Consider the following 20,860-nt stretch of genomic DNA (forward strand, 5'->3'; position numbering starts at 1 on the left):
GAGTTCCCGGTCACGTCAGCGTCCCGTCCTGTTGATCACATCCGGCCCCGGCGGACCCCGCGTCTGCGTGCCCGACTGGGGTGAGCTCCGCGTCCTCGACGACCGCCATCTCCGGGTGGCCGTCTGGCCCGCCGACCCCACCGCCCTCGACCTCGACCACGAGGTCCCGGCCATGCTGGTCGCCTCCGCCCCGACCGGCGTCTACAGCGTCGACATCAAGGCCCGCCGCCTCGAGAACGCCGCCATGGTCTGGGCCCACTACGAGCTGACCATCACCTCGGCCCGCCTGGTGGATCGAGGCACCACTCCCCGCCCGCCGAACCGCATCATCGAAGCCGAGGTCATCGAGACCGAGGTCCTCACCCACGAGCCGTCCAGGAAATGGCGAGAGGGAAAGTTCTCGCTGCGCTAGGTGCGTGGGGCGAGCCGCGGTGGATCAGCGGACAACCGGGGAGATGTCCGAAGGGTCTAACATTCGGACATCGCATTTCACGCACCGGAGTTGCTGGTGAAGCCGGTCATCGCCTACAGCGTCGCCCTGACGGCGTCGATCTCGCTCTGGGCCGTGGTGGTCCTGGGCGAGGCGATCACGGCGCAGCGGATGGCCGGGGTCGTCGGGTCGGCGACCGATCCGGACAGCATCGACCTGGCGACCGCGCAGTCGCTCGACCATATGCTGCAGGCTCTGACGCGGCTGGAGCTCGCTGCCACGGTGCTCGTGGGGGTCGCGATGGTCGCGTGGCTGTTCCGGGTGCGGGCGAACGCGGTCATCGCCGGGGGCCATCAGCGGTGGGGGCGGCCCTGGATCGTGCTCGGGTGGATCGTCCCGATCGTGAACCTGTGGATCCCCAAGCAGATGGTCGAGGACGTCTGGGTGGCCGGGCGGCCGCAGCGGGGGATCGCCGGCAAGTCGCTGCTGGTCAGCGCCTGGTGGATCAGCTGGTTGCTGTACTGCCTGGTCAGCCGGTTCGTGGGCGCGGCGGCCGACTCCTGGGGCGGGCTGCACGCCGTTCACGACTATGCGACCAACACCGTGATGGCCTGTGGCCTGGGGATTCCGCCGGTCGTTCTCGCGCTGGTGGTGGTCTGGAAGATCGACGGGTTCCAGCACGTCGAGGAGGAACGGCTGGAGCTGGTGGCGGCCGGGCGGGCGTGACCAGTCACGTGACAGATGCCGGACCGGTCGGCGGGTTCGTAGCGTTCCGGGCATGGAGAACGCAGTGGACGCGGTCCTGGACCGCTTGGCGATCATCGAGATGGTCGATCGATACATGCTCAGCCTGGACGAGGGCGAGCTCGACGAGGAGTGGGCCGAGGCCTTCCACACCGATGACGTGACGTCCTCCACGCCCTTGGGGGACGGGGCGGGGCTCGTGGGGCTGGCCGAGGCGACCCGGGTTGCGCTCGGGCGCTATCAGCGGACGCAGCACCTCGCCTCAGGGCACATCGTCGATGTGGGCGGGGACGTCGCCAAGGTGCGGTGGAACGCGTTGATGGTGCATGTGCATCTGGACTCCACGCAGGCGGCTCGGGGGGAGGAGCCCGGCGGGCACTTCGATGTCGGCGGGATCTTCGAGGGCGAGGTCGTGCGGGGAGCCGGAGGGTGGCGCTTCCGGAAGCTGGACGTACGGCCGGTCTGGTTCAGCGGGCAGCCGCCGATCCTAGAGGAGGCGGCGTCATGAAGGTCGAGATCGTGCTGGACGTGCCGTGCGTCTGGTCCTACTTCGGGTTCACGCGGTTCGAGCGGGCGGCGGCGCGGTTCCGGGCCGCGGGCGGAGAGCTGGAGGTCGGTTTCCTGCCGTACCAGCTGGCGCCGGACGCCACGGCGGAGGGCGAGCCGAAGGTGCGGGTGCTCCGGAGGTCGTTCGGGGACGACGTGGGGAAGGCGATCGCGGGGATCACTGCCAAGGCGGCCGAGGAGGGCCTGGAGTTCCACCATGAAGGGGCGATCTACTCCAACACCTTCGAGGCGCACCGGGTGATCGCGCTGGCGGCGCGGCAGGGGCTGGGCGAGGCGATGGTGGAACGGCTGTTCCGGGCCCACCATTCGGACGAGCTGAATGTCGGCGATCTTGGAGTGCTCCACAAGCTGGCCGCCGAGGTGGGCGTGGAGTGGAGCGACGAAGGGGCGGACGTCGTCCGGGAGGGGCTTGAACGGGTGAAGCGGCTCGGGATCCGCGGGATCCCGGTGTTCCTGGTCGGGAACGGGCGGCTGCACGGCGCCCAGTCGGAGGATGCGCTGGTAGAAGCGCTGGAGAGGGCCGGGGCCTGAGTAGGGTGACCGATATGCGGTTGTACGGGCGCGACGAGGAAACGGCCACGATCGACCGGCTTCTCCAGCACGCCCGGGGCGGGCGCAGCGGCGCCCTGGTGGTCAGGGGCGAGGCCGGGATCGGCAAGTCCGCCCTGCTCGAGGACGCCGCCGGCCGGGCCGAGGACATGCGGGTCCTGCGCGGCGCCGGGATCGAGTCGGAGGCCGGGCTGCCGTACGCGGGCCTGCACCTGCTCCTGCGCAAGCACATCGACCGGGTCGACGCGCTTCCGGAGGCGCAGGCGCGGGCCCTGCGGAACGCCCTGAGCGTGGGGGACGGGTCGGGCGGCGACCGCTTCCTGGTCGGGCTCGCGGTCCTGACGCTGCTCTCGGATCTGGCCGAGGAACGCCCGCTGCTCTGCCTGATCGACGACGCCCACTGGCTCGACTCACCGACCGCCGAGGCGCTGCTGTTCGCGGTACGGCGACTGGACGCCGAGGCGATCCTCTTCCTGTTCGGCGTACGGGATCCGGGGGCGCCCGAGTTCGCGGCGGCCGGGATCCCGGAGCTCCGGCTGCGGGGGCTGAACGAGGCGGAGGCCGCCGAGCTGCTGGCCGAGCGCGCGAAGGTCCTGCCCCGGGACGCGCGGCACCGGATCCTCTCCGAGGCGATGGGCAACCCGCTCGCGCTCCTCGAACTGCCCATCGCGGGCCGGGAGACGCCGCGCCCCGATCCGTCCAGCGCCTACACGCGGGTCGAGCGGGCCTTCGCCGAGCAGGCCGACGCGCTCCCCGAGGCCACCCGGACGCTGCTGCTGCTCACAGCCGCCGATGAACGCGGCGAACTGCGCGTGATTCTCCCGGCGGCCGAACGCCTCGGCGCCGCCGTCACCGACCTGGAACCGGCCGAACGCGCCGGCCTGCTGCGCACCTCCGAGGGGCGGCTGGCGCTGAGGCATCCGCTGATCCGTACCGCCGTCTACGGGTCGGCCACGCTGAGCCGCAGGCTGGACGCCCACCGGGCCCTCGCCGACGCCTACGCGGAGGCCGGCGACCCGTGCCACCAGGCCTGGCATCTGGCCGCCGGGGTGACCGGCCGGGACGAGGAGGTCGCCGCCGCGCTGGTGCGTGCCGCCGAGGCCGAGAACGGCGGCGGTGGCGGGCATCCGGCGGTCGCGGCGATGTACGAGCGCGCCGCCTCGTTCACCCCGGACCCGACGACCCGCGCCAGGCGCCTGGCGCGGGCCGCGCAGGCCGCCGCCGACTCAGGGCTGACCGAGATGGCCCTCTCGCTGGCCGACCGCGCCGCCGGTGACGTGACCGATCCGCTGGAACGGGCCGGGCTCGTGCTGATCCAGGCGACCCTTGCGGACGAGCAGGACCGCACCAAGGAGGCTTCCCAGCTGATGGTCGACACCGCGATCTCGATCGTGGAGCTCGACCGGCCCACGGCGGGCTACCTGCTCTTCCACGGCGCCGCCGCCGCGGCCAACGCCGGCGACTACGCCGCCGTCGACAAGATCGCCGAGAGGGCCGAGGGCTTCGGCCTGCCCGACGCCCACCTCGTCAGGGCGCTGGCCAGGATGTTCGCCGGACAGAACCCGCTCGGCGAGCACGACGCGGCCGACGGCCAGAAGGCCCTGCGCGAGCTCCTGGACGGCATGAACGCCTGCATCCGCCCCCGCGATGTCCTCCAGGCGGGCTGGTGGACGATGCTCCTCGGCGACATCGAGGCGGCCCACGACATCGCCGTACGGCTGGACCGCGAGTTCCGCGACGAGGGCGCGCTCGGCCTGCTGACCTCGGCGTTGACGCTCCGAGCCCGTACGTCGCTGCTGCACGGCCGCCACCGCGAGGTGGTCACGTCGGCCACCGAGGGCCTGCGCATCGCGCAGGACACCGGCCAGCGCCGGCTCGCCGTCTACCTGCAGACCGTCCTCGCGCTGCTCGCCGCGATCCAGGGCGACCAGGAACGCTGCGAGGAGCTGACCCGCGAGGCCCTCGACCGGGGCGTACCGCCGAGCAGCGTGCACGCGGCGGGCGCGCTGAGCCTGCTCGACCTGGGCCTCGGCCGCCACGAGGCCGCCTTCAAACGGCTCACCGAGATCGTCGCCGGGCCGCAGCGGCAGGGCTCGATCGCCAGCATCCCCGACCTGGTCGAGGCGGCCGTACGTTCGGGACGCCCGGAGGAGGCGCGCGAGGCGGTCGACTGGTACCGCACGTGGGCCGGGAAGTTCGGGCATGCCTGGGCCGAGTCGGTCGCGCTGCGCTGCGAGGCGCTGCTGGCCGGGGACGACGAGGCGGGCGGGCTGTACGCCAAGGCCGTCACGCTGCATAACGAGGCCGGGATGCCGCCGTTCGAACGCGCCCGGACCGAGCTGCTCTACGGCGAATGGCTGCGCCGCGCCCGCCGCCGCAACGAGGCCCGCGGCCTGCTTCGCACCGCGCTGGAGATCTTCGAGGGGCTGGAGGCCGCGCCCTGGGCCGAACGAGCCCGCACCGAGCTGCGCGCCACCGGTGAAAGCGTCGCGGACGCCGCGGGCGCCGACCGGCCGGACGCCCTGAGCTCCCTCACACCGCAGGAACTGCAGGTCGCCCGGCTGGCGGCGGCCGGGCTGAGCAACCGGGAGATCGGCGCCCAGCTCTTCCTCAGCCCCCGCACGGTCGGCTACCACCTCTACAAGATCTATCCGAAGCTCGGCATCGCCTCGCGCGGTGAGCTGGCCCGTCTGGACCTGGCCTGAACCTCACCTCGTGTGGGCGAGGATCGCGTCGGCTAGCGGGCCGTGCACCTGCGACGGCAGCGTGTGGCCCATCCCGTCGATCATCAGGAGCTCGGCGCCGGGGATCGCCTCGGCGATGAGCGCGCCGTGGCCCGGCTTGGCGGGCTCGTGCGTGCCCTCGACGACCAGCGTCCGCGCGGTGATCCCGCCGAGCGCGCCGACCGGCTCGAACGCGGGGTCGGCCATGGCGGCGAGCCGGTGGTTCACCACGGTCGCGGGGTCGCGGTCCCGGTCGAAGATCCGCTCCTCCAGCCGCCGCTGCTCGTCCTCGTCGAACGGGATCGCCGGGCCCTGCAGCACCCGCGCCGTCTCGATCGCGAAATCGATCAGCGAGCGCCGGTCGGGTGCGGGCGGGTTCACCGCCGCCTTGGCGAAGTGCTCGATGAACGCGGGCGACGGGTAGGGGAGCGCCCCCGCCGGCCGCTCCTCACCCATCAGCGCCCGCACGAGGTTCGCGCCCTCCTCGCGTCCCAGCGGCGACGACCCGATCACCGTCAACGACAGCACCCGCTGGGGGTGCTCGACGGCGATCCACTGGGCGAGCAGCCCGCCCGCCGAATGCCCGACGATGTGCGCGCTCTCGATGCCGTACGCGTCCAGCACCGCCAGCGCGTCGTTCTTGATGTCGACCCAGCTGTACGGGCTCGCCTCGAAGTCGATCGCGCTCGACCGACCGGTGTCGCGGTGGTCGTACCGGATCACCCGCCGCCCGGCGGCGACCAGCCGGCCGACGAACGCGTCCGGCCAGAGCACGCCCTGCGACATCGAGCCCATCACCAGCAGCACCGGCGGGTGGGCCGGGTCGCCGAACTCCTCGGTCCACAGCTCGACGTTCCCGTTGGTGATCATGCGGTCGGCAGCCATATGGGCTCCTTCTCAGGTCGTGCTTGTGCTGATGAGTGAGAGCTTGGACCGCCGCGCCGCCAGTGCCATCCGTAGGACCACTGGGTTACCACTGGCCAGTGTCACTGGGCCCCGCTGACCAGGCGAGACAGCTCCGTACGGGAGCTGACGCCGAGCTTCGGATAGACCTTGTAGAGGTGGTATTCGACCGTTCGGGGGCTCAGGAACAGCCGGGCGGCGACCTCGCGGTTGGAGACGCCCTCCGCCACCAGCCGGGCGATCCGCAGCTCCTGCGGGGTGAGCGAGCTCAGCGCGTCCGGCTCGGGCCGCGCCACCGCCTCCCCGGCCGCGCGCAGCTCGTTGTGCGCCCGTTCCGCCCAGGGATCGGCGCCGGCCCGCTGGAAAGCCTCCAGCGCCGAACGCAGCGGCAGCCGCGCGTCCCCGCCCCGGTGGGTCCGCCGAAGCCGTTCCCCATAGAGAAGGGCGGTACGGGCCTCCTCGAACGCCGAGTCATGCAGCCGCAGGGCCTCCTCGTAGAACGCGATGCCCGCCTCACCGTCTTCGGCGACGAGACCTCGGCAGCGGGCGACCAGCGCCTGCGACTCCGGCGTGGCCGCGTTCGCCGCCACCCGTTCATAGGAGGCCAGCGCGGCACGGGCCGTGTCCAGCTCCCCGCAGCCGACGGCGGCCTCGATCCTGTCGGGCGTCGAACGCCAGGTGGAGGCGGGATGCCCGGCCCCCGGCCCCGCGGCGGCCATCGCCTCGAAGCGCGCGTGCGCCCCCGCGAACCGGCCGAGGCTCAGATCGAGGAGTCCGAGCGCGTACGAGGCGATGCTGGCCCGCAACCCGATCCTGTGCGGGATCGCGATCGCCAGGGCGTCACGCGCGTGCCGTTCGCAGTCGTCCTCACGCCCCTGAAGGGCCGCGACGGCCGCGAGGTTCGCCAGGTGCGCCGAGACGGAGTTGGTGTAGCCGGCCTCGCGGGCGAGCGTCAGGCCCTCCTCCGAGACGGCCGCGCTGAGCGAGAGCCGCCCGGCGATGCGTTCGGCCGTGGCCACGAACTCCAGCACGACCGGGAGCTGGCCGACCATCCCGGACACCCGGGCGACCCGCCCCGCGCGGATGATGTAGCCGGCCGAGGTGTCCGCCTCGCCGAGCTGGCTCGCGGCGGCCGCCGCCCACAGCAGGTCGGCGGCCTCCTCACGCACCTGCGGCAGCGCCGCGCGCAGGATCGGCCCGCCGCGTTCGGCGTCCCCGGCCACCATCGCGCCGAGCCCCACCAGCATGGCTCTGCGGAACGGGTCGGCTCCCTGCTCTTCGTAGGACTCGGCGCGGCGGCCGATGTCCACGATCGCCGCGACGTCGCCCACGGAGCTCGCCGCCTCCCAGCCGTCGGCGAGCATCTGCAGAGCCCGGCCCGGATCGGCGTCCCGGGCGCGTTCGGCGCCTTCAAGGAAGATCCGCTGGGCCTCGGCCGCGTCCCCGGCGTTGAGCTCGAACCGGCCGCGCAGCTGCGCCAGTTCGGCCACCAACCGTGGATCCTGAGCCAGATCGCGCGCCTCGGCCAGGCAGGTCTCCGCGCGTCCGGGCCGTCCGCCCAGCCAGGCGGCGGTCGCCGCGTCGGTCAGCCGCCGCGCTCGTACGGCACGGTCGGGCGTGAGCGCCGCGGAACGTTCCAGCGCAGCGGCCGCGTCGGCGTAGCCGCCCCGCGCCCGGGCCCGTTCGGCGGACTCGGCCAACTCTGCGGCGACCGCTTCGTCCCGCCCCGCCGAGGCCGCCGCCCGATGCCAGGCGCGCCGATCAAGGTCCCCGGCCGCGTCCAGGGCGTCGGCAAGCGCGGCATGCGCGGCCCGCCGTTCCGCCGAGGTCGCGGCGGCGTGGACGGCCGAACGCATCAGCGGATGCCGGAAGCCTATCGAGTGCTCGGCGAGCGAGATCAGCCCGGCCGACTCCGCGGGCGCGAGATCCGCTTCCGAGCCCGAACTCGCCCGCAGAACGAGATCCAGATCGACGAGCCCCTCGGCCGCCGCGACCAGCAGGACGCGCCGCGTCGGCTCGGGCAGCCCGGCCACCCGTTCGCCGAACAGCGCGCCGATCCCCGCCCCGACCGGCAGTGGATCGGGCAGCGGCGCCCGGCCCGCGAGCTGATCGGCACTCAGGATCGAGGCCAGCTCGCGCAGCGCCAGCGGGTTCCCGCCGGTCAGCTCGATCAGCCGCTCGCTCACCGGCCGCTCGATCAGCTCCGCCGCGCTCTCCCGATCGAGCCCGCCCAGCCGCAGATCAGGAAGATCCCGTACGGGCGTGCCCGCGTCGTCGCGCATCGCGATCAGCATCGCCACGCCCTCGCCGCGCAGCCGCCGCGCGGCGAACAGCACCGCGTCCGCCGACGCCCGGTCGAACCACTGGAAGTCGTCGATCAGGCAGAGCAGCCCGCCGTCCGCCGCCGCCTCGCTGAGCAGCGACACCACCCCGGCCGCCACCAGGAAGCGCGCGTCGCCGGGCTGCGCCGCCGCCAGGCCCAGCGCGCCCTGCAGCGCGTCCCGCTGGGGCTCGGGAAGCCCGTCGAGCCGGTCGATGATCGGCCACAGCAGCTGATGCAGGGCGGCGAACGCCAGTCCCGCCTCCGGCTCGGCGCCGGTCGCCCGCAGCACGCGTGCCGGATCGAAGTCCGCCTCGGCATGATCGAGCAGCGCCGACTTGCCGATCCCCGCCTCGCCGCGCAGCACGAGCGCCCCACCGGCCCCCGAACGCGCGGACGCGATGACCTCGTCGACCGCCGCCCGCTCCGCCTGCCGCCCGTACAACATGGGGCGAATTCTGCCAGGTCAGAGCCATGCCCACATCCGCCGATGTCACATCCGGAGGGGCTGCGTCGTCTGTTCACCATGAGAGTCGCCGTAGCCGGAGGAACCGGCACCCTGGGCAGCCGGGTCGCCGAGGAACTGCATTCACGAGGCCACGAGGTGCGCGTGCTCGGCCGCACGTCGAAGGACTTCCCGGTCGATCTCACGACCGGCGAGGGCCTGGCCCGCGCCCTGGAGGGCTGCGAGGTGGTCGTGGACGCCTCCAACAGCCAGAAGAACCCGGCGGAGGTCATGGCCGAAGGTTCGCTCCGCCTGCTCGAGGCCGAGGACGCCGCCGGGGTAGGACACCATGTGTGCGTCTCGATCGTCGGCTGCGACCGCGTCTCCAACGTCTACAACAGGGCCAAGGTCGAGCAGGAGGGCATCGTGGCCGACGGACCGGTCCCGTGGACCGTCGTGCGCGCGACGCAGTTCCACGATCTGCTCGCCGGGCTGCTGGACGCGGCCGGGCGCTGGCGCGTGGTGCCTGTTCCGCGCGTACGGCTGCAGACCGTCGCGTGCGCCGACGTCGCGCGGGCGGTGGCCGACGTCGCCGAGGGCCCGCCGCTGAAGGGCAGGCTGGTCGTCGCGGGCCCCGAGATCACCGACGCCCGAGCCGCCCTCCGCACCTGGAGGTCGGTCACCGGGCGCCGCGCGCTCAGGATCCCGATCCCCGTTCCGGGCAGGACCGGGCGGGCGCTGCGCGGCGGCGTGCTGACCGAGGAACGCCCGGACGTCGTGGGCGAGACGACCTTCCAGGAGTGGCTGGAGGCACGGCGATGACCGCCGACCTCGCCACGGCCTTCGAGGCCGAACGCCCGCGCCTGCTCCGCGTCGCCTACTCGACCATCGGCTCGCTCACCGAGGCCGAGGACTGCGTGCAGGAGGCGTGGCTGCGCCTCACCCGGCTGGAGGACGCCGACGAGATCCGCGACCTGCCCGCCTGGCTCACCCGCACGGTCGGGCGGCTCGCGCTGGACGCCCTCGGCAGCGCCCGCGTCCGCCGCGAGCACTACGTCGGAACGTGGCTGCCCGAGCCGCTCGTCCAGACCGCCGCCGGCGCCGGCGACCCGGCCGACCGCGTCACGCTCGACGAATCGGTCAGCATGGCGCTGCTGGTCGTGCTGGAACGGCTGTCGCCCGCCCAGCGCATCGCGTTCCTGCTGCACGACGTGTTCGGCGTGCCGTTCGACGAGGTCGCGGGCGTGGTGGGCCGTACCCCGGCCGCCGTGCGCCAGCTCGCCTCCCGTGCACGCCAGGAGGTCGAGCGCGGCAAGCCCCGGTTCCCGCCGACGCCCGCCGAGCAGCGGAAGGTGATCAGCGCGTTCGCGGCCGCCTGCCAGGGCGGCGACCTGCGCAGCCTGATCGAGCTGCTCAGCCCGGACGCCGTGCTGCGCGGTGACGGCGGCGGCAAGGTGTCGGCGCTCGGCCATGTCGAACGCGGCGCGGAGAGCGTGGCGCGGATCCTGCTGGCCCTCATCAGCAGGCCGCTGGAGCACATGCGGATCGCCGAGGTCAACGGCGCCCCGGGCCTGGTCCTGGGCGACGGCGAGGGGCACGTGTCGGTCGCCTCGTTCACCATCGACGCGGGCCGCATCACCGCCATCGACGTGATCCGCAACCCCGACAAGCTCGCCGATGTGCCCTACCCAAGTTGATCGTCAGGCGGCGCGGACGGTCTTCAGCGCCGCCGCGTAGCGCACCAGCTCGTTCAGCGACCACGGCACGAACGCGGCCACCTTCGCCGCCCAGTCGGACTGCTCGACGAGATCACCGGTCTCGTCGAGCAGCCGTTCGGCATGAGCCATCGGGAGGCTCCTGGGCAGGGGCAGCATGCCGAGCTTGCTGAGCACCGCCCGCAGCTCGTTGCCTGCGATGTTGCCGCCGTGCATGGTGTTGGAGTACGAGAGGATCGCGGCCGGCTTGCCCTCGGCCTCCTTGGCGAGGAAGTCCAGAGCGTTCTTCAGCACCGCCGGGAACGTGTAGTTGTACTCGGGCGTGAGGAAGAGATAGCCGTCCATCGCCGCCAGGTCGCCGAGCCAGCACCGCACGTTCTCCGCCGGAACGCGGTCGCGGTTGGCCAGCGGAGCCTCGGCCTCGTCGAAGAACGGCATCCGGTAGCCGGCCAGGTCCAGCACGCGGAAGTCCGCGTCCGGGACGTCCTTGGCCTGCTTCATGACGAAGTGACAGACGCGTTCGCCGAGCCGCTGCGGGCGCGTGCTCCCCAGCACCACGCCGATGCGGATCCCGTTCATGACTGGTCCTCCTTATCGAGGAGCTCGCACATCACGCGCAGCGTTCGCACGGCCGCGGCGACGTCGTCCTCGTCGAACGCCTGGTCGGAGACCGCTTCGTACTCGCGCTGCACGGCCCGTCCGCGTGCGATCACCTCGCGCCCGGTCTCGGTCAGCACGAGCGCGTTCTCTCGCCGCGACACCGGCGAGGCCTCGATCGTCAGCCAGCCGTTCCGCTCGGCCGTGGCCACGTGGCGGCTGACCGCGCCCTTGGTCAGGCTGAGCCGCCGCGCGATCGACTGCTGCGAGATCGGCCCGCGTTCCCCGGCCTCGGCGATGGTCCTGAGCACCAGGAACATCGCCCGGCCGACGCCCGCCTTCGCCAGGAACCGCCGTTCGCCGACGCGGTCGCTCAGCAGCGCCGCGCGGTGCAGGAGCTGCATGAGCTCCCGGTAGGTCTCGGTCACGCCGACAGGCTACAACTCAACCGTTTACAACTCAACCGACGATCGGAGCAGGGCGCGGGCGGTCCGGCACATCGTCTCGGCGGCCTGCTCGCGGGACTGCCCGGCGATGTCGGTCAGCCAGATCAGCGACTCGATCCCCGTGGCGGAACGGATCGCGACCGCGAGCCCGTGCACGTCGACCGCTGGATGAGTCTCCTCCAGCGGCGACAGGGCGTCCTCGATCCAGGTGATCGCACGGCCCTGGCGCAGCATCGGCTGCTCGCCCCCCGGCTCCAGCGAGAGGCGTAGCGACGCGCGCAGTTGCGGCTCCCATTCGAGGGTGAGGCCGGTGAACGCCTTCATGACCAGGTCGAGCCGTTCGAGCGGATCGCTGGGGGCGTCCTCGGGTAGGAGTGACCGCCGGCCGGTCTCGGGGTGGGCGGCGGTCAGCAGGGCGCGCTGGTTGGGGAAGTAGCGGTACGCGGTCGTACGGGAGATCCCGGCGTGCTCCGCCGCGTCCTCGACCTGCGGATTCTCGCCGCGGGCCATGAGCTCGCGGGTGGCCGCGACCAGGGCCTGGCGGGTCCGGGCCTTCTGCCTGCTGCGTCCCGTGCGCTCATATGGTACCGACATACCCATCATGGTACTTTGATGCCATGAACGCGGATCCGGTGGTCTCCAACCCGGGGCTCTACAAGGTGATCTTCGAGAACGAGCGCGTCCGAGTCCTGGAGTACCGGGACCGTCCGGGCGACGCGACCACGCTGCACGGGCATCCCGACAGCGTCATGTACACGCTGACCTCGTTCCGCCGCCGCCTCACCGTGGGCGACCGCAAGGTCGAGGTCGAGCTGCCCGCGGGCGAGGCCCGGTGGGTCGGCGCGCAGGAGCACGCCGGCGAGAACATCGGTGACACCGAGACCCATTCGATCTTCATCGAGCTGAAAGAGCCCGCGCCCGACCCGGCGCCCGACCCGGCGGGCGACCCCCGACTCGGCCCCAGCTAGGACCGAGCCGAGGATCGCCTGCGTACCGAGGCGCCTCGAGGCGCCTCAGGGAGCCTGGGTGAGCACCAGCATGCGGTCGCGGGCGGCGACGACGTTGGCGAGGCTCGCCTCCACCTGCTCGTAGGTGCGGGTCTTCAGGCCGCAGTCGGGGTTGATCCACGCCCGGTCCACCGGGAGGACGGCGAGGATCGCCTCGATCAGGCCGGTCACCTCGTCCGCCGAGGGCACGCGCGGCGAGTGGATGTCGTACACGCCCGGCCCGAGACCGCGCGAGAACGACGCGACGGCCGGCAGGATCCGGCCGCCCGAACGCGCGGACTCGATGGTCGTGACGTCGGCGTCCAGCCCGTCGATCGCCTCCAGCACCTGCGCCGCGTTGGAGTAGCAGAGGTGGGTGTGGATCTGCGTCCGGTCGGCCGCGACCGAGGTGGCGTGCCGGTACGCGGCGACCGCCCAGCTCAGGTAGGCCGCCTGGTCGGCGCTGCGGAGCGGGAGCAGCTCGCGCAGCGCGGGCTCGTCCACCTGGATGATCGTGCTCCCGGCGTCCTGGAGGTCGGCGACCTCGCCGCGGATGGCGTCCGCCACCTGGCCGACCACCTCGGGCAGCGGCAGGTCCTCGCGGACGAACGACCAGGCCACGATCGTCACCGGCCCGGTGAGCATGCCCTTGACCGGCTTGGACGTGAGCGACTGGGCGTAGCGCGTCCAGCGGGCCGTGATGGGCGCGGGACGGGACACGTCGCCGTGCAGGATCGGCGGGCGGGTGCAGCGCGAGCCGTACGACTGCACCCAGCCGTGGCGGCTCACCGCGAAGCCGTCCAGGTGCTCGGCGAAGTACTGCACCATGTCGTTCCGCTCGGGCTCGCCGTGCACCAGGACGTCCAGGCCGAGCTTCTCCTGGAGCCGGATGGAGCGTTCGATCTCGGCCTTGACCTGCGTCTCGTACTGCTCCTCGCCGATCTCGCCCGCGACCAGCGCCGCGCGGGCGGCCCGCAGGTCGCCGGTCTGGGGGAACGAGCCGATCGTCGTGATCGGCAGGGGTGGCAGCCGCAGATGCTCGGCCTGCGCGGCGGCGCGTGCCGCGTAGGGCGAACGGTCGTCCCAGCGGGCCTCGGGCGCCGGTGCGGTCGGCCGCGCGGGCGGCGCGGGCATATCACCGGCCGGGGCCTGGGCCAGCAGGTTCGCGAGGGTCTGGACCTCGACGGCCTTCTGGTCGGCGAACGCCAGCCGTTCGCGCACGGCCGGGTCCAGCTCGGTCTCCTGGTCCAGGTCGTACGGAACGTGGAGCAGCGAGCACGACGTGCTCACCGACACCGTGCCGACGTGGTGGCGCAGATGCCGCAGGGTGTTGAGGGCGTCGTCGAGGTGAGTCCGCCAGATGTTGCGGCCCGGCACGACGCCCGCGACGACGGTCTTGCCGCGCAGCGCGGAGAGATCGGCGGGCAGGCCGCCCGACACCAGGTCCAGCCCGATCGCGTCGATCGGGGTGGTCGCGAGGACCGGCAGGGCCTCGCCCAGCTCGCCGAAGTAGGACGACACGAAGATCCGCGGCCGGTCCGGCAGCCCGCAGAGCCGCTCGTACGCCACCCGTACGGCGGCCAGCTCCACCGGCGTCCGGTCGGCGACCAGCGCGGGCTCGTCGAGCTGCACCCAGTCGACGCCCTCGGCGGCGAGCGACTCCAGGATCTGCGCGTAGACGTCGAGCACGTCGTTCAGGCGTTCCAGCGGCGTGAAGCCTTCCGGGCTGCCGGGCGCCGCCTCCGACAGCAGCAGGAAGGTCACCGGCCCGAGCAGCACGGGCCGCGTCGCGATCCCCAGCGTGCGGGCCTCGACGGCTTCCAGGATCGGCTTCTCGTCCGCCAGCCGGAACGCGGTCTCCGGCCCGATCTCCGGAACGATGTAGTGGTAGTTGGTGTCGAACCACTTGGTCATCCGCAGCGGCGCGATCGTCCCCGTGCCGCGCGCCATCGCGAAGTAGACGTCGAGCCCGTCGCCGTCCCCGACCCCGGCCCCGGCCCCGGCGCCGGTCTCCGCGGCGCGGTGCCGGTCAGGCACGGCGTCCAGCATGAACGCGGTGTCCAGCACGTGGTCGTAGTAGGAGAAGGTGTTGGACGGCGGGACGGCGATGCCCAGCCCGGCCAGCCGCCGCCAGGTCGCCTCCCGCAACCGGCGGCCGGTCGACAGCAGGTCGTCCCGGGTGGTCGTGCCGTTCCAGTACGACTCCAGCGCCCGCTTCAGCTCCCGGCGAGGCCCGATCCTCGGGTATCCGAGCACCGTGGCGGCGGGGAAGTCGGTGGGCAGGGCGGCGGTCATGCGCGGCTCCCTCTCAGCGGATCCAGCAGGTGAACGAGGGAGGCAGTGTGCGCAGATCAGCGGGCCCGCCGCCCGATCGATCAACGCCGCTTATAGACGCGGGACGTACTGTGGGGCGATGGAGACAGGGCCACCGCTGCGCGACATCGGCTGCTTCGCGGCCGTCGCCCGGAACCTGAGCTTCTCCCGGGCCGCGGCCGAGCTGGAGATGTCGCAGCCCGCCGTCAGCCAGGCGATCGCCCGGCTGGAACGGACACTTGATCTTCGCCTGTTCGAGCGGACGAGCCGCGAGGTCCAGCTCACCAGTGCGGGCCACGAGCTGCTGCCGTACGCCGAGGCGCTCCTGGAGCAGGCGGCGACGTTCACCACCGAGGCGGCGCGGCTCTCCGGCCCCCAGGGCAAGTCGATTCGGCTCGCTTATGACCCCCTCGTCGGAACGCTCGCCGCCCAGGTCGCCCGCCGCCTCGCGAGCCACGGCGCGCGGACCGAGGTCGAGCTGCACCCGGCCGTCTGGAGCGCGGCCACGGCCGAGCTGGTCCGGCGCACCGCCTCGGTGGCGATCATGAGTGCGCCGTTCCCGCCCGGCCTGGCGACCACGGCCCGCTTCCACGTGCCGGTCACGCATCTGGCGGTCCCGGCGGGCGGCCCGCTGTCCGGTACGGCCCCCGTACGGCTCGAACAGCTGACCGGCCACCCCGTCCTCCTGCCGCGCGCCCTGTGGGTGCAGCTCCCCGGGCGGCTGCGCACCGTCCTCCAGCCGCAGATCGCCGCGCACGAGATCGACGACCTGAACGCCGCGCTCGACCTCGTCGCCGCCGGGCGGGGGCTGATGCCGGCGCCGCGCCTCCTCGCGGAGACCGTGCGGCGTCCCGACATCGCCTTCCCGCCCCTCGGCATCGACGATCTGCGGATGACGTACGGGCTGGTCTGGGACCGCGAGCACGCCTCCACCGAGGTGATGGCGCTCGTCCAGACCGTTCAGGAGGTCCTGCGCCGCCACCTCGCCTGACGGGAGCTACGCGACAGGCTTCTTCATCGCCTCCAGGACCGAGCTGACGCCCCCGTCGCCGTGCCCCATCTCGACCGTGCGCCAGAACAGGTCGCGCAGCGCCTTCGGATAGGCGGTGTCCACTCCCGCGTCCCGGCTGGCCTCCACGAGGTGGTCGGCACCGACCGCCTGCATGCGGAGACTGTTGTCGCCGCCCGGGTACTGCCCGGCCGAGACCTCTCTCGTGAGGATCTTCAGATAGCCCATGGGCCCGTCCGAGGCGAGATCGCTGTAGAGGCCCGCCGCGTACGGCAGGAAGGCCTCGGGCGCGATGCCCGCCGAGCCGAGCATGGCCAGCGCGTGCATGTAGCTCGACGTCGCCGACCAGAACATGAACAGCGACGCCTGGTAGAAGAGCATCGCCAGCCCCGGGTCGTCGCCCATGTAGGTGGTGTCCGACAGTGCCTTCAGCGTCTCGCCATGCCGCTCCAGCAAGGCCTCCGGGCCGCTGTAGAACGTGAACGCGCCCGGCTGCCCGATTCCCGGCGGCGGGACCATGATCCCGCCGGTCAGCAGTTCGGCGCCGTGCTCGGACGCCCACCGGCCCGCGGCCCGCAGCACCTCCGGGGTGTCGGAGCTGAGGTTGACCAGCACCTTCCCCTCAAGGGCCTCGGTCGCGGTGCCGAGCGAGTCGTACATCGCCTGGTAGTGGGTCTGGCTGATCACGATCAGCTCGTTCGCCGCCAGAGCCTCCGCCGGGGTGGCAGCGAGCGTCGCGCCCTGGGCGACGAGCGGGTCGGCCTTGCTCGCCGTACGGTTCCAGACCGTGACCGGGTGACCGGCCTTGAGGAACGTCTCGGCCATCGTCGCGCCCATCGGGCCCAGTCCGATCACTGTGACCGGTGATGTGTTCGTCTGCATGACCCCACTGTCGGCTCGGCCGCTTCGGGATCACTTCCGGAGCGCTTCGGGTGCTCGAATAGCCTGGACGCATGCGTTTCGGGGTGCTCGGCCCGCTGGCCGTCTGGACGGACGACGGGACCCCGGTCACGGTTCCCGACGCCAAGGTCAGGGCGCTGCTGGCCGATCTCCTCACGCAGCCCGGCCGTCCGGCCTCGACCGACCGCCTGATCGACGACCTGTGGGGCGACCGGGCGCCGCGCAACCCGCTCGGCACGCTCCAGGCCCGCGTCTCCCAGCTGCGCCGGGCCCTGGAGGACGCCGAGCCCGGTGGACGCGGCCTCCTGGTCTCGCGCGCACCCGGCTACGTCCTCGACGTCCAGCCGGACGCACTGGACGCGAGCCGCTTCCAGGCCCTCGTCGCTCAGGCCCGCGAGCAGCAGGATCCGAGGACCCGGGCGTCGCTCCTCGCCGACGCGCTCGACCTGTGGCGCGGCCCGGCGTACGCCGACTTCGCGGACGACGAGTTCGCCCGTACGGAGATCGGCCGTCTCGACGAGCAGCGGCTCGCGGCGCTCGAAGACCAGGCCGAGGCGCGGCTGGAGCTCGGCGAACACGTCCCGCTGGCCGGCCAGCTCGCCGACCTGGTCGCCGCTTACCCGCTCCGCGAACGCCTGCGCGCCGCGTACATGCAGGCCCTCTACCTCGCGGGACGCCCGAGCGAGGCCCTCGACAGCTACGCCGAGCTGCGCGACCGCCTCCGCGACGAGATGGGCCTGGACCCCGGCGCCGAACTGGCCGCCCTCCAGCAGGCGATCCTTCGCCAGGACCCGACGCTCACCCCGAGAACGACCAGGTCGCGTGCCCCGCGCCTGCCGGCCGCGCTCACCGATCTGATCGGGCGGGCCGCGGCGGTCAGCGAGGTCAGCGCGTTGCTGAAGACCGGGCGGCGCGGCGGCCCGCGTTTGGTCACGCTGACCGGGCCCGGCGGCGTCGGCAAGACCCGCCTGGCCATCGAGGCCGCGACGCGCGTGGCGGACGTCTTCCCCGACGGCGTGTGGCTGGCCGAGCTGGCCGCGCTCCCGCCGGGAAGCGGTGAGGTGGCCGAGCTCGTCGCCGCCGAACTGGGCATCCGCGACGAGACCGACGGCGGCTCGGCGGAACGGCTCGCGGCGGCGCTGGAGGCCCGCCACACGCTCGTGGTCCTCGACAACTGCGAGCACGTGATCGACGAGGCCGCCGCGCTCGCCGAACGTCTCCTCAAGGCCGCACCCGAGCTGCGGATCCTGACCACCAGCCAGGAGCCGCTCGGCCTCGCGGGCGAGCATGTTCTGGCGGTTCCGCCGCTGGAGGAGGACGCCGCCGTACGCCTCTTCGTCGCCAGGGCCGAGGCGTCCGCGCCCGGCTTCACGTTCACGCCCGACGACGAGCCGCACGTCGCGGCGATCGTTCGCCGCCTCGACGGCATCCCGCTCGCGCTGGAGTTGGCCGCCACCCGGGTCCGCGCGCTCGGCGGCGTTCGCGAGCTGGCCGCACGCCTCGACGACCGTTTCCGCCTCCTGACCGCCGGGCAGCGCGGGGCGCCCGCCCGCCAGCAGACGTTGCGCGCGGTCATCGACTGGAGCTGGGGCCTGCTCTCGGAGCAGGAACGGATCGTGCTGCGCCGCCTGGCGGTCTTCGCCGACGGCTGCGCGCTCGACGCCGCCGAGGAAGTCTGCGACGGCCCCGATGTGCTCGACGTGCTGGCGCGCCTGGTCGACCGTTCCCTCGTCGTCGCCGCGAACGGTCGTTACCGGCTGCTCGAATCCGTCGCCGCGTACGCCGCCGAACGCCTCCGCGAGGCAGGCGAGGAACGGGAGATCCGCGCACGCCACATCGCCCACTACCTCGCCCTCGCCGAGCGCGCCGACCTGCGCGGGCTCGGCCAGTGCCCGTGGCTGCGCAAGCTCGACCACGAGGTGGCCAACTTCCGTACGGCCCTCGACAACGCCGACGCCCATCAGGCGCTCCGCCTCGCCAACGCGCTCGCCTGGTACTTCTACCTGCGCGGCCGGTTCCACGAGGCCCGCCGCTTCCTGACGTTCGCGCTGGCCGTCGAGGGCGAGGCCCCGGCCGCCGTACGGGCAGCGGCGGTGACCTGGCAGGCCGGGATGACCATGCAGCTGGGCGAGGGAGCTGACTCGGCGGAGCTGGCCGAGACGGCCCTGCGTGCGTACGACGGCGTGGACGATCCGCACGGCCGGGCACGGGCGGAGTGGTTCCTGAGCCTGGTCACCTGGGCCTACAGCGACTTCGGCGCGACCGAGGAACGGCTCGAAGGCGTCCTCGACACGTTCACCACCTACGACGACCAGTGGGGGGTCGCGGCGACGCTGAGCCTGCGCGCCACGCTCGCCGTCGCACGCGCCGACCTGCCGATGATGGAAGGCGACGGCGAGCGGAGCCTCGCCCTGTTCCGCGAGCTCGGCGACTCGTGGGGGATGCTCTCCGCGAACGACGCCCTCGATCGCGTCGCCGAGGTGACCGGCGACTACGACCGTGCGGTGGAGCTGCGCGAGGAGGGCGTGCGGCAGGCCGAGGAGCTCGGCATGTGGGCCGAGGTGTCCTACCGGCTCTCGGGGCTGGGCCGCCTCGCGATGCTGACCCGCGACCTGGAACGCGCCCGCGAACTGCACGAACGGGCTCGTACGCTGGCGGTGAAGCACTCCAGCAAGTCGGCCGAGGAGTTCGCCGAGGTCGGGCTGGGGCTGGTGGCCCGCCGCGACGGCAGGCTGGGCGACGCCGAGTCCCATCTGCGCACCTGGCTGGGCTGGCTCGGCCGTGTCGGCGGCCAGAGCGGCACCGCGTTCGTCAAGGCCGAGCTCGGCTTCGTCGCCGAGCTGCGCGGCGACGCCGAGACCGCGCTCGCCCTCCACCGCGAGGGCTACGCGGAGGCGTACGCGACCCGTGACCCGCGCGCCGTCGCGCTCGCTCTCGAAGGCCTCGCGGGCGCGACCGTTCTCGCAGGTCGTGCCGCTGAAGGTGCCCGCCTGCTCGGCACCGCCGCGGCCGCCCGCGCGTCCGTCGGCGCGCCTCTGCCCACGGCCGAACGCGGCGACGTCGATCGCGTGACCGCCGCCGCGCACAAGGCCCTCGGCGAGGACGACTTCGCCGCCGCCTTCGCCGAGGGTCAGGCCATGGCCCCAGAGGACCACGCGATCGCCTAGGGGAGGATCAGGGGAGGATCAGCACCTTCCCGATCACCGCGCGGTTCTCGATGGCCGTGTGCGCGCCCGCCGCGTCCGACAGCGGGAAGGTCTTGCCGATGACCGGCCTGAGCCTGCCCGCAGCCACCTCGGCGAGCGCGGCGGCGGCCAGCCGCTGCCGCTCGGCGAGGTCGAGCTGCACGTCCCCGATGCCGTACAGGGTCACGCGGCGGCGTTCGACCTCCTGCGGGTCGAGCTCGGTGAACCCGCTGATGGTCGCCCCGTGCGCGGAGAACCGCCCGCCCTCCGCCGTCGCGTCGAACGCGGCGCGCCCGATCTCGTCGCCGACCCCGTCGAGGACCACGTCGGCGCCGTGGCCGCCGGTCGCCTCCAGCACCCGTTCGGCCCAGCCCGGCTCGGAGTAGTCGACCGTGACGTCGGCGCCGAGCTCACGCGCGAGCTTGAGCTTCTCGGCGCCGCGCGCCGCCGCGATGACCTGCGCTCCGGCCGCACGAGCGAGCTGAACGAGGAGAATGCCCATCCCGCCGGTCGCGCCGACGACGAGCACGCGTTCGCCGGGCTTGATCGCCACGTTCTCCATCAGGCGCATGCCGGTCACGCCGTCGTGGATGAGCGACGCCGCGTCGTTCAGGCCGACCTCGTCCGGCAGCGGGATCACCGCGTCCGCCGAGACCGCCACCCGCTCGGCGTAGCCGCCCTTGCCGCCCAGCCCGTTGGTGTACGTGGCCACCCTGCTGCCGACCAGGTCCTCCGGCACGCCGTCACCGGCCGCGATCACCTCGCCGGAGAGCCCGCCGCCCGGGATGTACGGCGCCGTGATCCCGAAGAACTCGCCGCCCCAGCCCGAGCGGATCCGGGTGTCCACGAAGAGCGTGTCCACCGCCGCGACCCGCACGACGACCTCGCCGGGCCCCGCGTTCGGCTCCGGCTCCTCGCGCGCCACCAGCACCTCGGGCCCACCGAAACTCGCTGCCTCAATGACCTTCATGTCCGCTCCCCATTTCGTCGTTGGGAGCAGTTTTCAACCTCAATCGAGCTTGAGGTCA

18 protein-coding genes are annotated in these 20,860 nt (G+C 73.0%); 10 read left to right on the forward strand and 8 right to left on the reverse strand.

The genetic code is table 11. The features are described from left to right. The first annotated feature begins 67 nt into the window (after window positions 1-67). The 5 genes from J4573_RS38290 (at window position 68) to J4573_RS38310 (ending at window position 4,995) form a co-directional block, all read left to right on the forward strand. Window positions 68-412 carry a hypothetical protein gene (locus J4573_RS38290; RefSeq protein WP_208261011.1) on the forward strand — a complete coding sequence of 115 codons (345 nt, stop codon included), beginning with the start codon at window positions 68-70 and terminating at the stop codon, window positions 410-412. Window positions 413-508: 96 nt separating this feature from the next. Further along, window positions 509-1,156, forward strand: a complete 648-nt coding sequence (locus J4573_RS38295; RefSeq protein WP_208261012.1) for a DUF4328 domain-containing protein — start codon at window positions 509-511, stop codon at window positions 1,154-1,156. Between the two features lie 52 nt (window positions 1,157-1,208). Next, a complete protein-coding gene (locus J4573_RS38300) occupies window positions 1,209-1,682 on the forward strand; it encodes a nuclear transport factor 2 family protein (RefSeq protein WP_208261013.1) in 474 nt (157 codons plus the stop codon). Next, window positions 1,679-2,272 (forward strand): DsbA family oxidoreductase, encoded by a 594-nt coding sequence (locus tag J4573_RS38305; protein ID WP_208261014.1) that lies wholly within the window; start codon window positions 1,679-1,681, stop codon window positions 2,270-2,272. Before J4573_RS38300 ends, J4573_RS38305 begins: the two co-directional genes overlap by 4 nt. A gap of 14 nt (window positions 2,273-2,286) precedes the next feature. Beyond that, on the forward strand, window positions 2,287-4,995 hold the full coding sequence (locus tag J4573_RS38310; RefSeq protein WP_208261015.1) for an ATP-binding protein: 2,709 nt from the start codon (window positions 2,287-2,289) through the stop codon (window positions 4,993-4,995). Window positions 4,996-4,998: 3 nt separating this feature from the next. Here the strand turns inward: J4573_RS38310 and J4573_RS38315 are convergent, their stop codons facing one another. Both J4573_RS38315 and J4573_RS38320 read right to left on the reverse strand, forming a co-directional pair. Next, window positions 4,999-5,898: an alpha/beta fold hydrolase gene (locus tag J4573_RS38315; RefSeq protein ID WP_208261016.1), complete on the reverse strand. Its 900-nt coding sequence runs from the start codon at window positions 5,896-5,898 to the stop codon at window positions 4,999-5,001. Between the two features lie 101 nt (window positions 5,899-5,999). After that, on the reverse strand, window positions 6,000-8,684 hold the full coding sequence (locus tag J4573_RS38320) for a helix-turn-helix transcriptional regulator (protein ID WP_208261017.1): 2,685 nt from the start codon (window positions 8,682-8,684) through the stop codon (window positions 6,000-6,002). 78 nt (window positions 8,685-8,762) lie between these two features. Between J4573_RS38320 and J4573_RS38325 the strand changes: the two genes are divergently transcribed. After that, the gene (locus J4573_RS38325) at window positions 8,763-9,503 is read left to right on the forward strand and encodes an SDR family oxidoreductase (protein WP_208261018.1); all 741 of its coding nucleotides are present in this window, start codon (window positions 8,763-8,765) and stop codon (window positions 9,501-9,503) included. Continuing rightward, window positions 9,500-10,378: an RNA polymerase sigma factor SigJ gene (sigJ, locus tag J4573_RS38330; RefSeq protein ID WP_208261019.1), complete on the forward strand. Its 879-nt coding sequence runs from the start codon at window positions 9,500-9,502 to the stop codon at window positions 10,376-10,378. The genes J4573_RS38325 and sigJ overlap by 4 nt, the downstream gene beginning before the upstream one ends. 3 nt (window positions 10,379-10,381) lie before the next feature. Here the strand turns inward: sigJ and J4573_RS38335 are convergent, their stop codons facing one another. The 3 genes from J4573_RS38335 to J4573_RS38345 are packed head-to-tail and all read right to left on the reverse strand — an operon-like array spanning window position 10,382 to window position 12,033. Then, on the reverse strand, window positions 10,382-10,975 hold the full coding sequence (locus J4573_RS38335) for an NADPH-dependent FMN reductase (RefSeq protein WP_208261020.1): 594 nt from the start codon (window positions 10,973-10,975) through the stop codon (window positions 10,382-10,384). Then, window positions 10,972-11,421: a MarR family winged helix-turn-helix transcriptional regulator gene (locus tag J4573_RS38340; RefSeq protein ID WP_208261021.1), complete on the reverse strand. Its 450-nt coding sequence runs from the start codon at window positions 11,419-11,421 to the stop codon at window positions 10,972-10,974. Before J4573_RS38340 ends, J4573_RS38335 begins: the two co-directional genes overlap by 4 nt. Window positions 11,422-11,445: 24 nt before the next feature. After that, window positions 11,446-12,033, reverse strand: coding sequence for a TetR/AcrR family transcriptional regulator (locus J4573_RS38345; RefSeq protein WP_208261022.1), 588 nt, complete (start codon window positions 12,031-12,033; stop codon window positions 11,446-11,448). Window positions 12,034-12,056: 23 nt separating this feature from the next. Between J4573_RS38345 and J4573_RS38350 the strand changes: the two genes are divergently transcribed. Beyond that, window positions 12,057-12,407 (forward strand): cupin domain-containing protein, encoded by a 351-nt coding sequence (locus J4573_RS38350; RefSeq protein WP_208261023.1) that lies wholly within the window; start codon window positions 12,057-12,059, stop codon window positions 12,405-12,407. A 45-nt stretch (window positions 12,408-12,452) separates the two neighbouring features. Here J4573_RS38350 and metE read toward each other — a convergent pair whose 3' ends face one another. Then, entirely contained in the window at window positions 12,453-14,720 is a 2,268-nt protein-coding gene (gene metE, locus J4573_RS38355; RefSeq protein ID WP_208261024.1) for a 5-methyltetrahydropteroyltriglutamate--homocysteine S-methyltransferase, read from the reverse strand. 118 nt (window positions 14,721-14,838) lie between these two features. Between metE and J4573_RS38360 the strand changes: the two genes are divergently transcribed. Continuing rightward, complete coding sequence (locus J4573_RS38360) at window positions 14,839-15,729, forward strand: LysR family transcriptional regulator (protein ID WP_208261025.1); 891 nt, start codon at window positions 14,839-14,841, stop codon at window positions 15,727-15,729. Between the two features lie 6 nt (window positions 15,730-15,735). On the opposite strand, the gene J4573_RS38365 is transcribed toward J4573_RS38360, so the two are convergent. After that, window positions 15,736-16,629 (reverse strand): NAD(P)-dependent oxidoreductase, encoded by an 894-nt coding sequence (locus J4573_RS38365; RefSeq protein ID WP_208261026.1) that lies wholly within the window; start codon window positions 16,627-16,629, stop codon window positions 15,736-15,738. Between the two features lie 71 nt (window positions 16,630-16,700). Between J4573_RS38365 and J4573_RS38370 the strand changes: the two genes are divergently transcribed. Beyond that, complete coding sequence (locus tag J4573_RS38370; RefSeq protein ID WP_208261027.1) at window positions 16,701-19,814, forward strand: AfsR/SARP family transcriptional regulator; 3,114 nt, start codon at window positions 16,701-16,703, stop codon at window positions 19,812-19,814. A 7-nt stretch (window positions 19,815-19,821) separates the two neighbouring features. On the opposite strand, the gene J4573_RS38375 is transcribed toward J4573_RS38370, so the two are convergent. Further along, on the reverse strand, window positions 19,822-20,802 hold the full coding sequence (locus tag J4573_RS38375; protein WP_208261028.1) for a zinc-binding dehydrogenase: 981 nt from the start codon (window positions 20,800-20,802) through the stop codon (window positions 19,822-19,824). Between the last annotated feature and the right edge of the window lie 58 nt (window positions 20,803-20,860).

Origin of the sequence: Actinomadura barringtoniae (assembly GCF_017573505.1) — a bacterium.
Lineage (GTDB): Bacteria > Actinomycetota > Actinomycetes > Streptosporangiales > Streptosporangiaceae > Spirillospora > Spirillospora barringtoniae.

What these genes read in the sequence shown, in the direction of transcription:
- J4573_RS38360 (WP_208261025.1), top strand. Translation starts at nt 14,839, where the DNA reads ATGGAGACAGGGCCACCGCTGCGCGACATCGGCTGCTTCGCGGCCGTC.
- J4573_RS38305 (WP_208261014.1), top strand. Translation starts at nt 1,679, where the DNA reads ATGAAGGTCGAGATCGTGCTGGACGTGCCGTGCGTCTGGTCCTACTTC.
- J4573_RS38370 (WP_208261027.1), top strand. Translation starts at nt 16,701, where the DNA reads ATGCGTTTCGGGGTGCTCGGCCCGCTGGCCGTCTGGACGGACGACGGG.
- J4573_RS38345 (WP_208261022.1), bottom strand. Translation starts at nt 12,033, where the DNA reads ATGTCGGTACCATATGAGCGCACGGGACGCAGCAGGCAGAAGGCCCGG.
- J4573_RS38310 (WP_208261015.1), top strand. Translation starts at nt 2,287, where the DNA reads ATGCGGTTGTACGGGCGCGACGAGGAAACGGCCACGATCGACCGGCTT.
- J4573_RS38325 (WP_208261018.1), top strand. Translation starts at nt 8,763, where the DNA reads ATGAGAGTCGCCGTAGCCGGAGGAACCGGCACCCTGGGCAGCCGGGTC.
- J4573_RS38300 (WP_208261013.1), top strand. Translation starts at nt 1,209, where the DNA reads ATGGAGAACGCAGTGGACGCGGTCCTGGACCGCTTGGCGATCATCGAG.
- J4573_RS38365 (WP_208261026.1), bottom strand. Translation starts at nt 16,629, where the DNA reads ATGCAGACGAACACATCACCGGTCACAGTGATCGGACTGGGCCCGATG.
- J4573_RS38315 (WP_208261016.1), bottom strand. Translation starts at nt 5,898, where the DNA reads ATGGCTGCCGACCGCATGATCACCAACGGGAACGTCGAGCTGTGGACC.
- J4573_RS38335 (WP_208261020.1), bottom strand. Translation starts at nt 10,975, where the DNA reads ATGAACGGGATCCGCATCGGCGTGGTGCTGGGGAGCACGCGCCCGCAG.
- metE (WP_208261024.1), bottom strand. Translation starts at nt 14,720, where the DNA reads ATGACCGCCGCCCTGCCCACCGACTTCCCCGCCGCCACGGTGCTCGGA.
- J4573_RS38350 (WP_208261023.1), top strand. Translation starts at nt 12,057, where the DNA reads ATGAACGCGGATCCGGTGGTCTCCAACCCGGGGCTCTACAAGGTGATC.
- J4573_RS38375 (WP_208261028.1), bottom strand. Translation starts at nt 20,802, where the DNA reads ATGAAGGTCATTGAGGCAGCGAGTTTCGGTGGGCCCGAGGTGCTGGTG.
- sigJ (WP_208261019.1), top strand. Translation starts at nt 9,500, where the DNA reads ATGACCGCCGACCTCGCCACGGCCTTCGAGGCCGAACGCCCGCGCCTG.
- J4573_RS38320 (WP_208261017.1), bottom strand. Translation starts at nt 8,684, where the DNA reads ATGTTGTACGGGCGGCAGGCGGAGCGGGCGGCGGTCGACGAGGTCATC.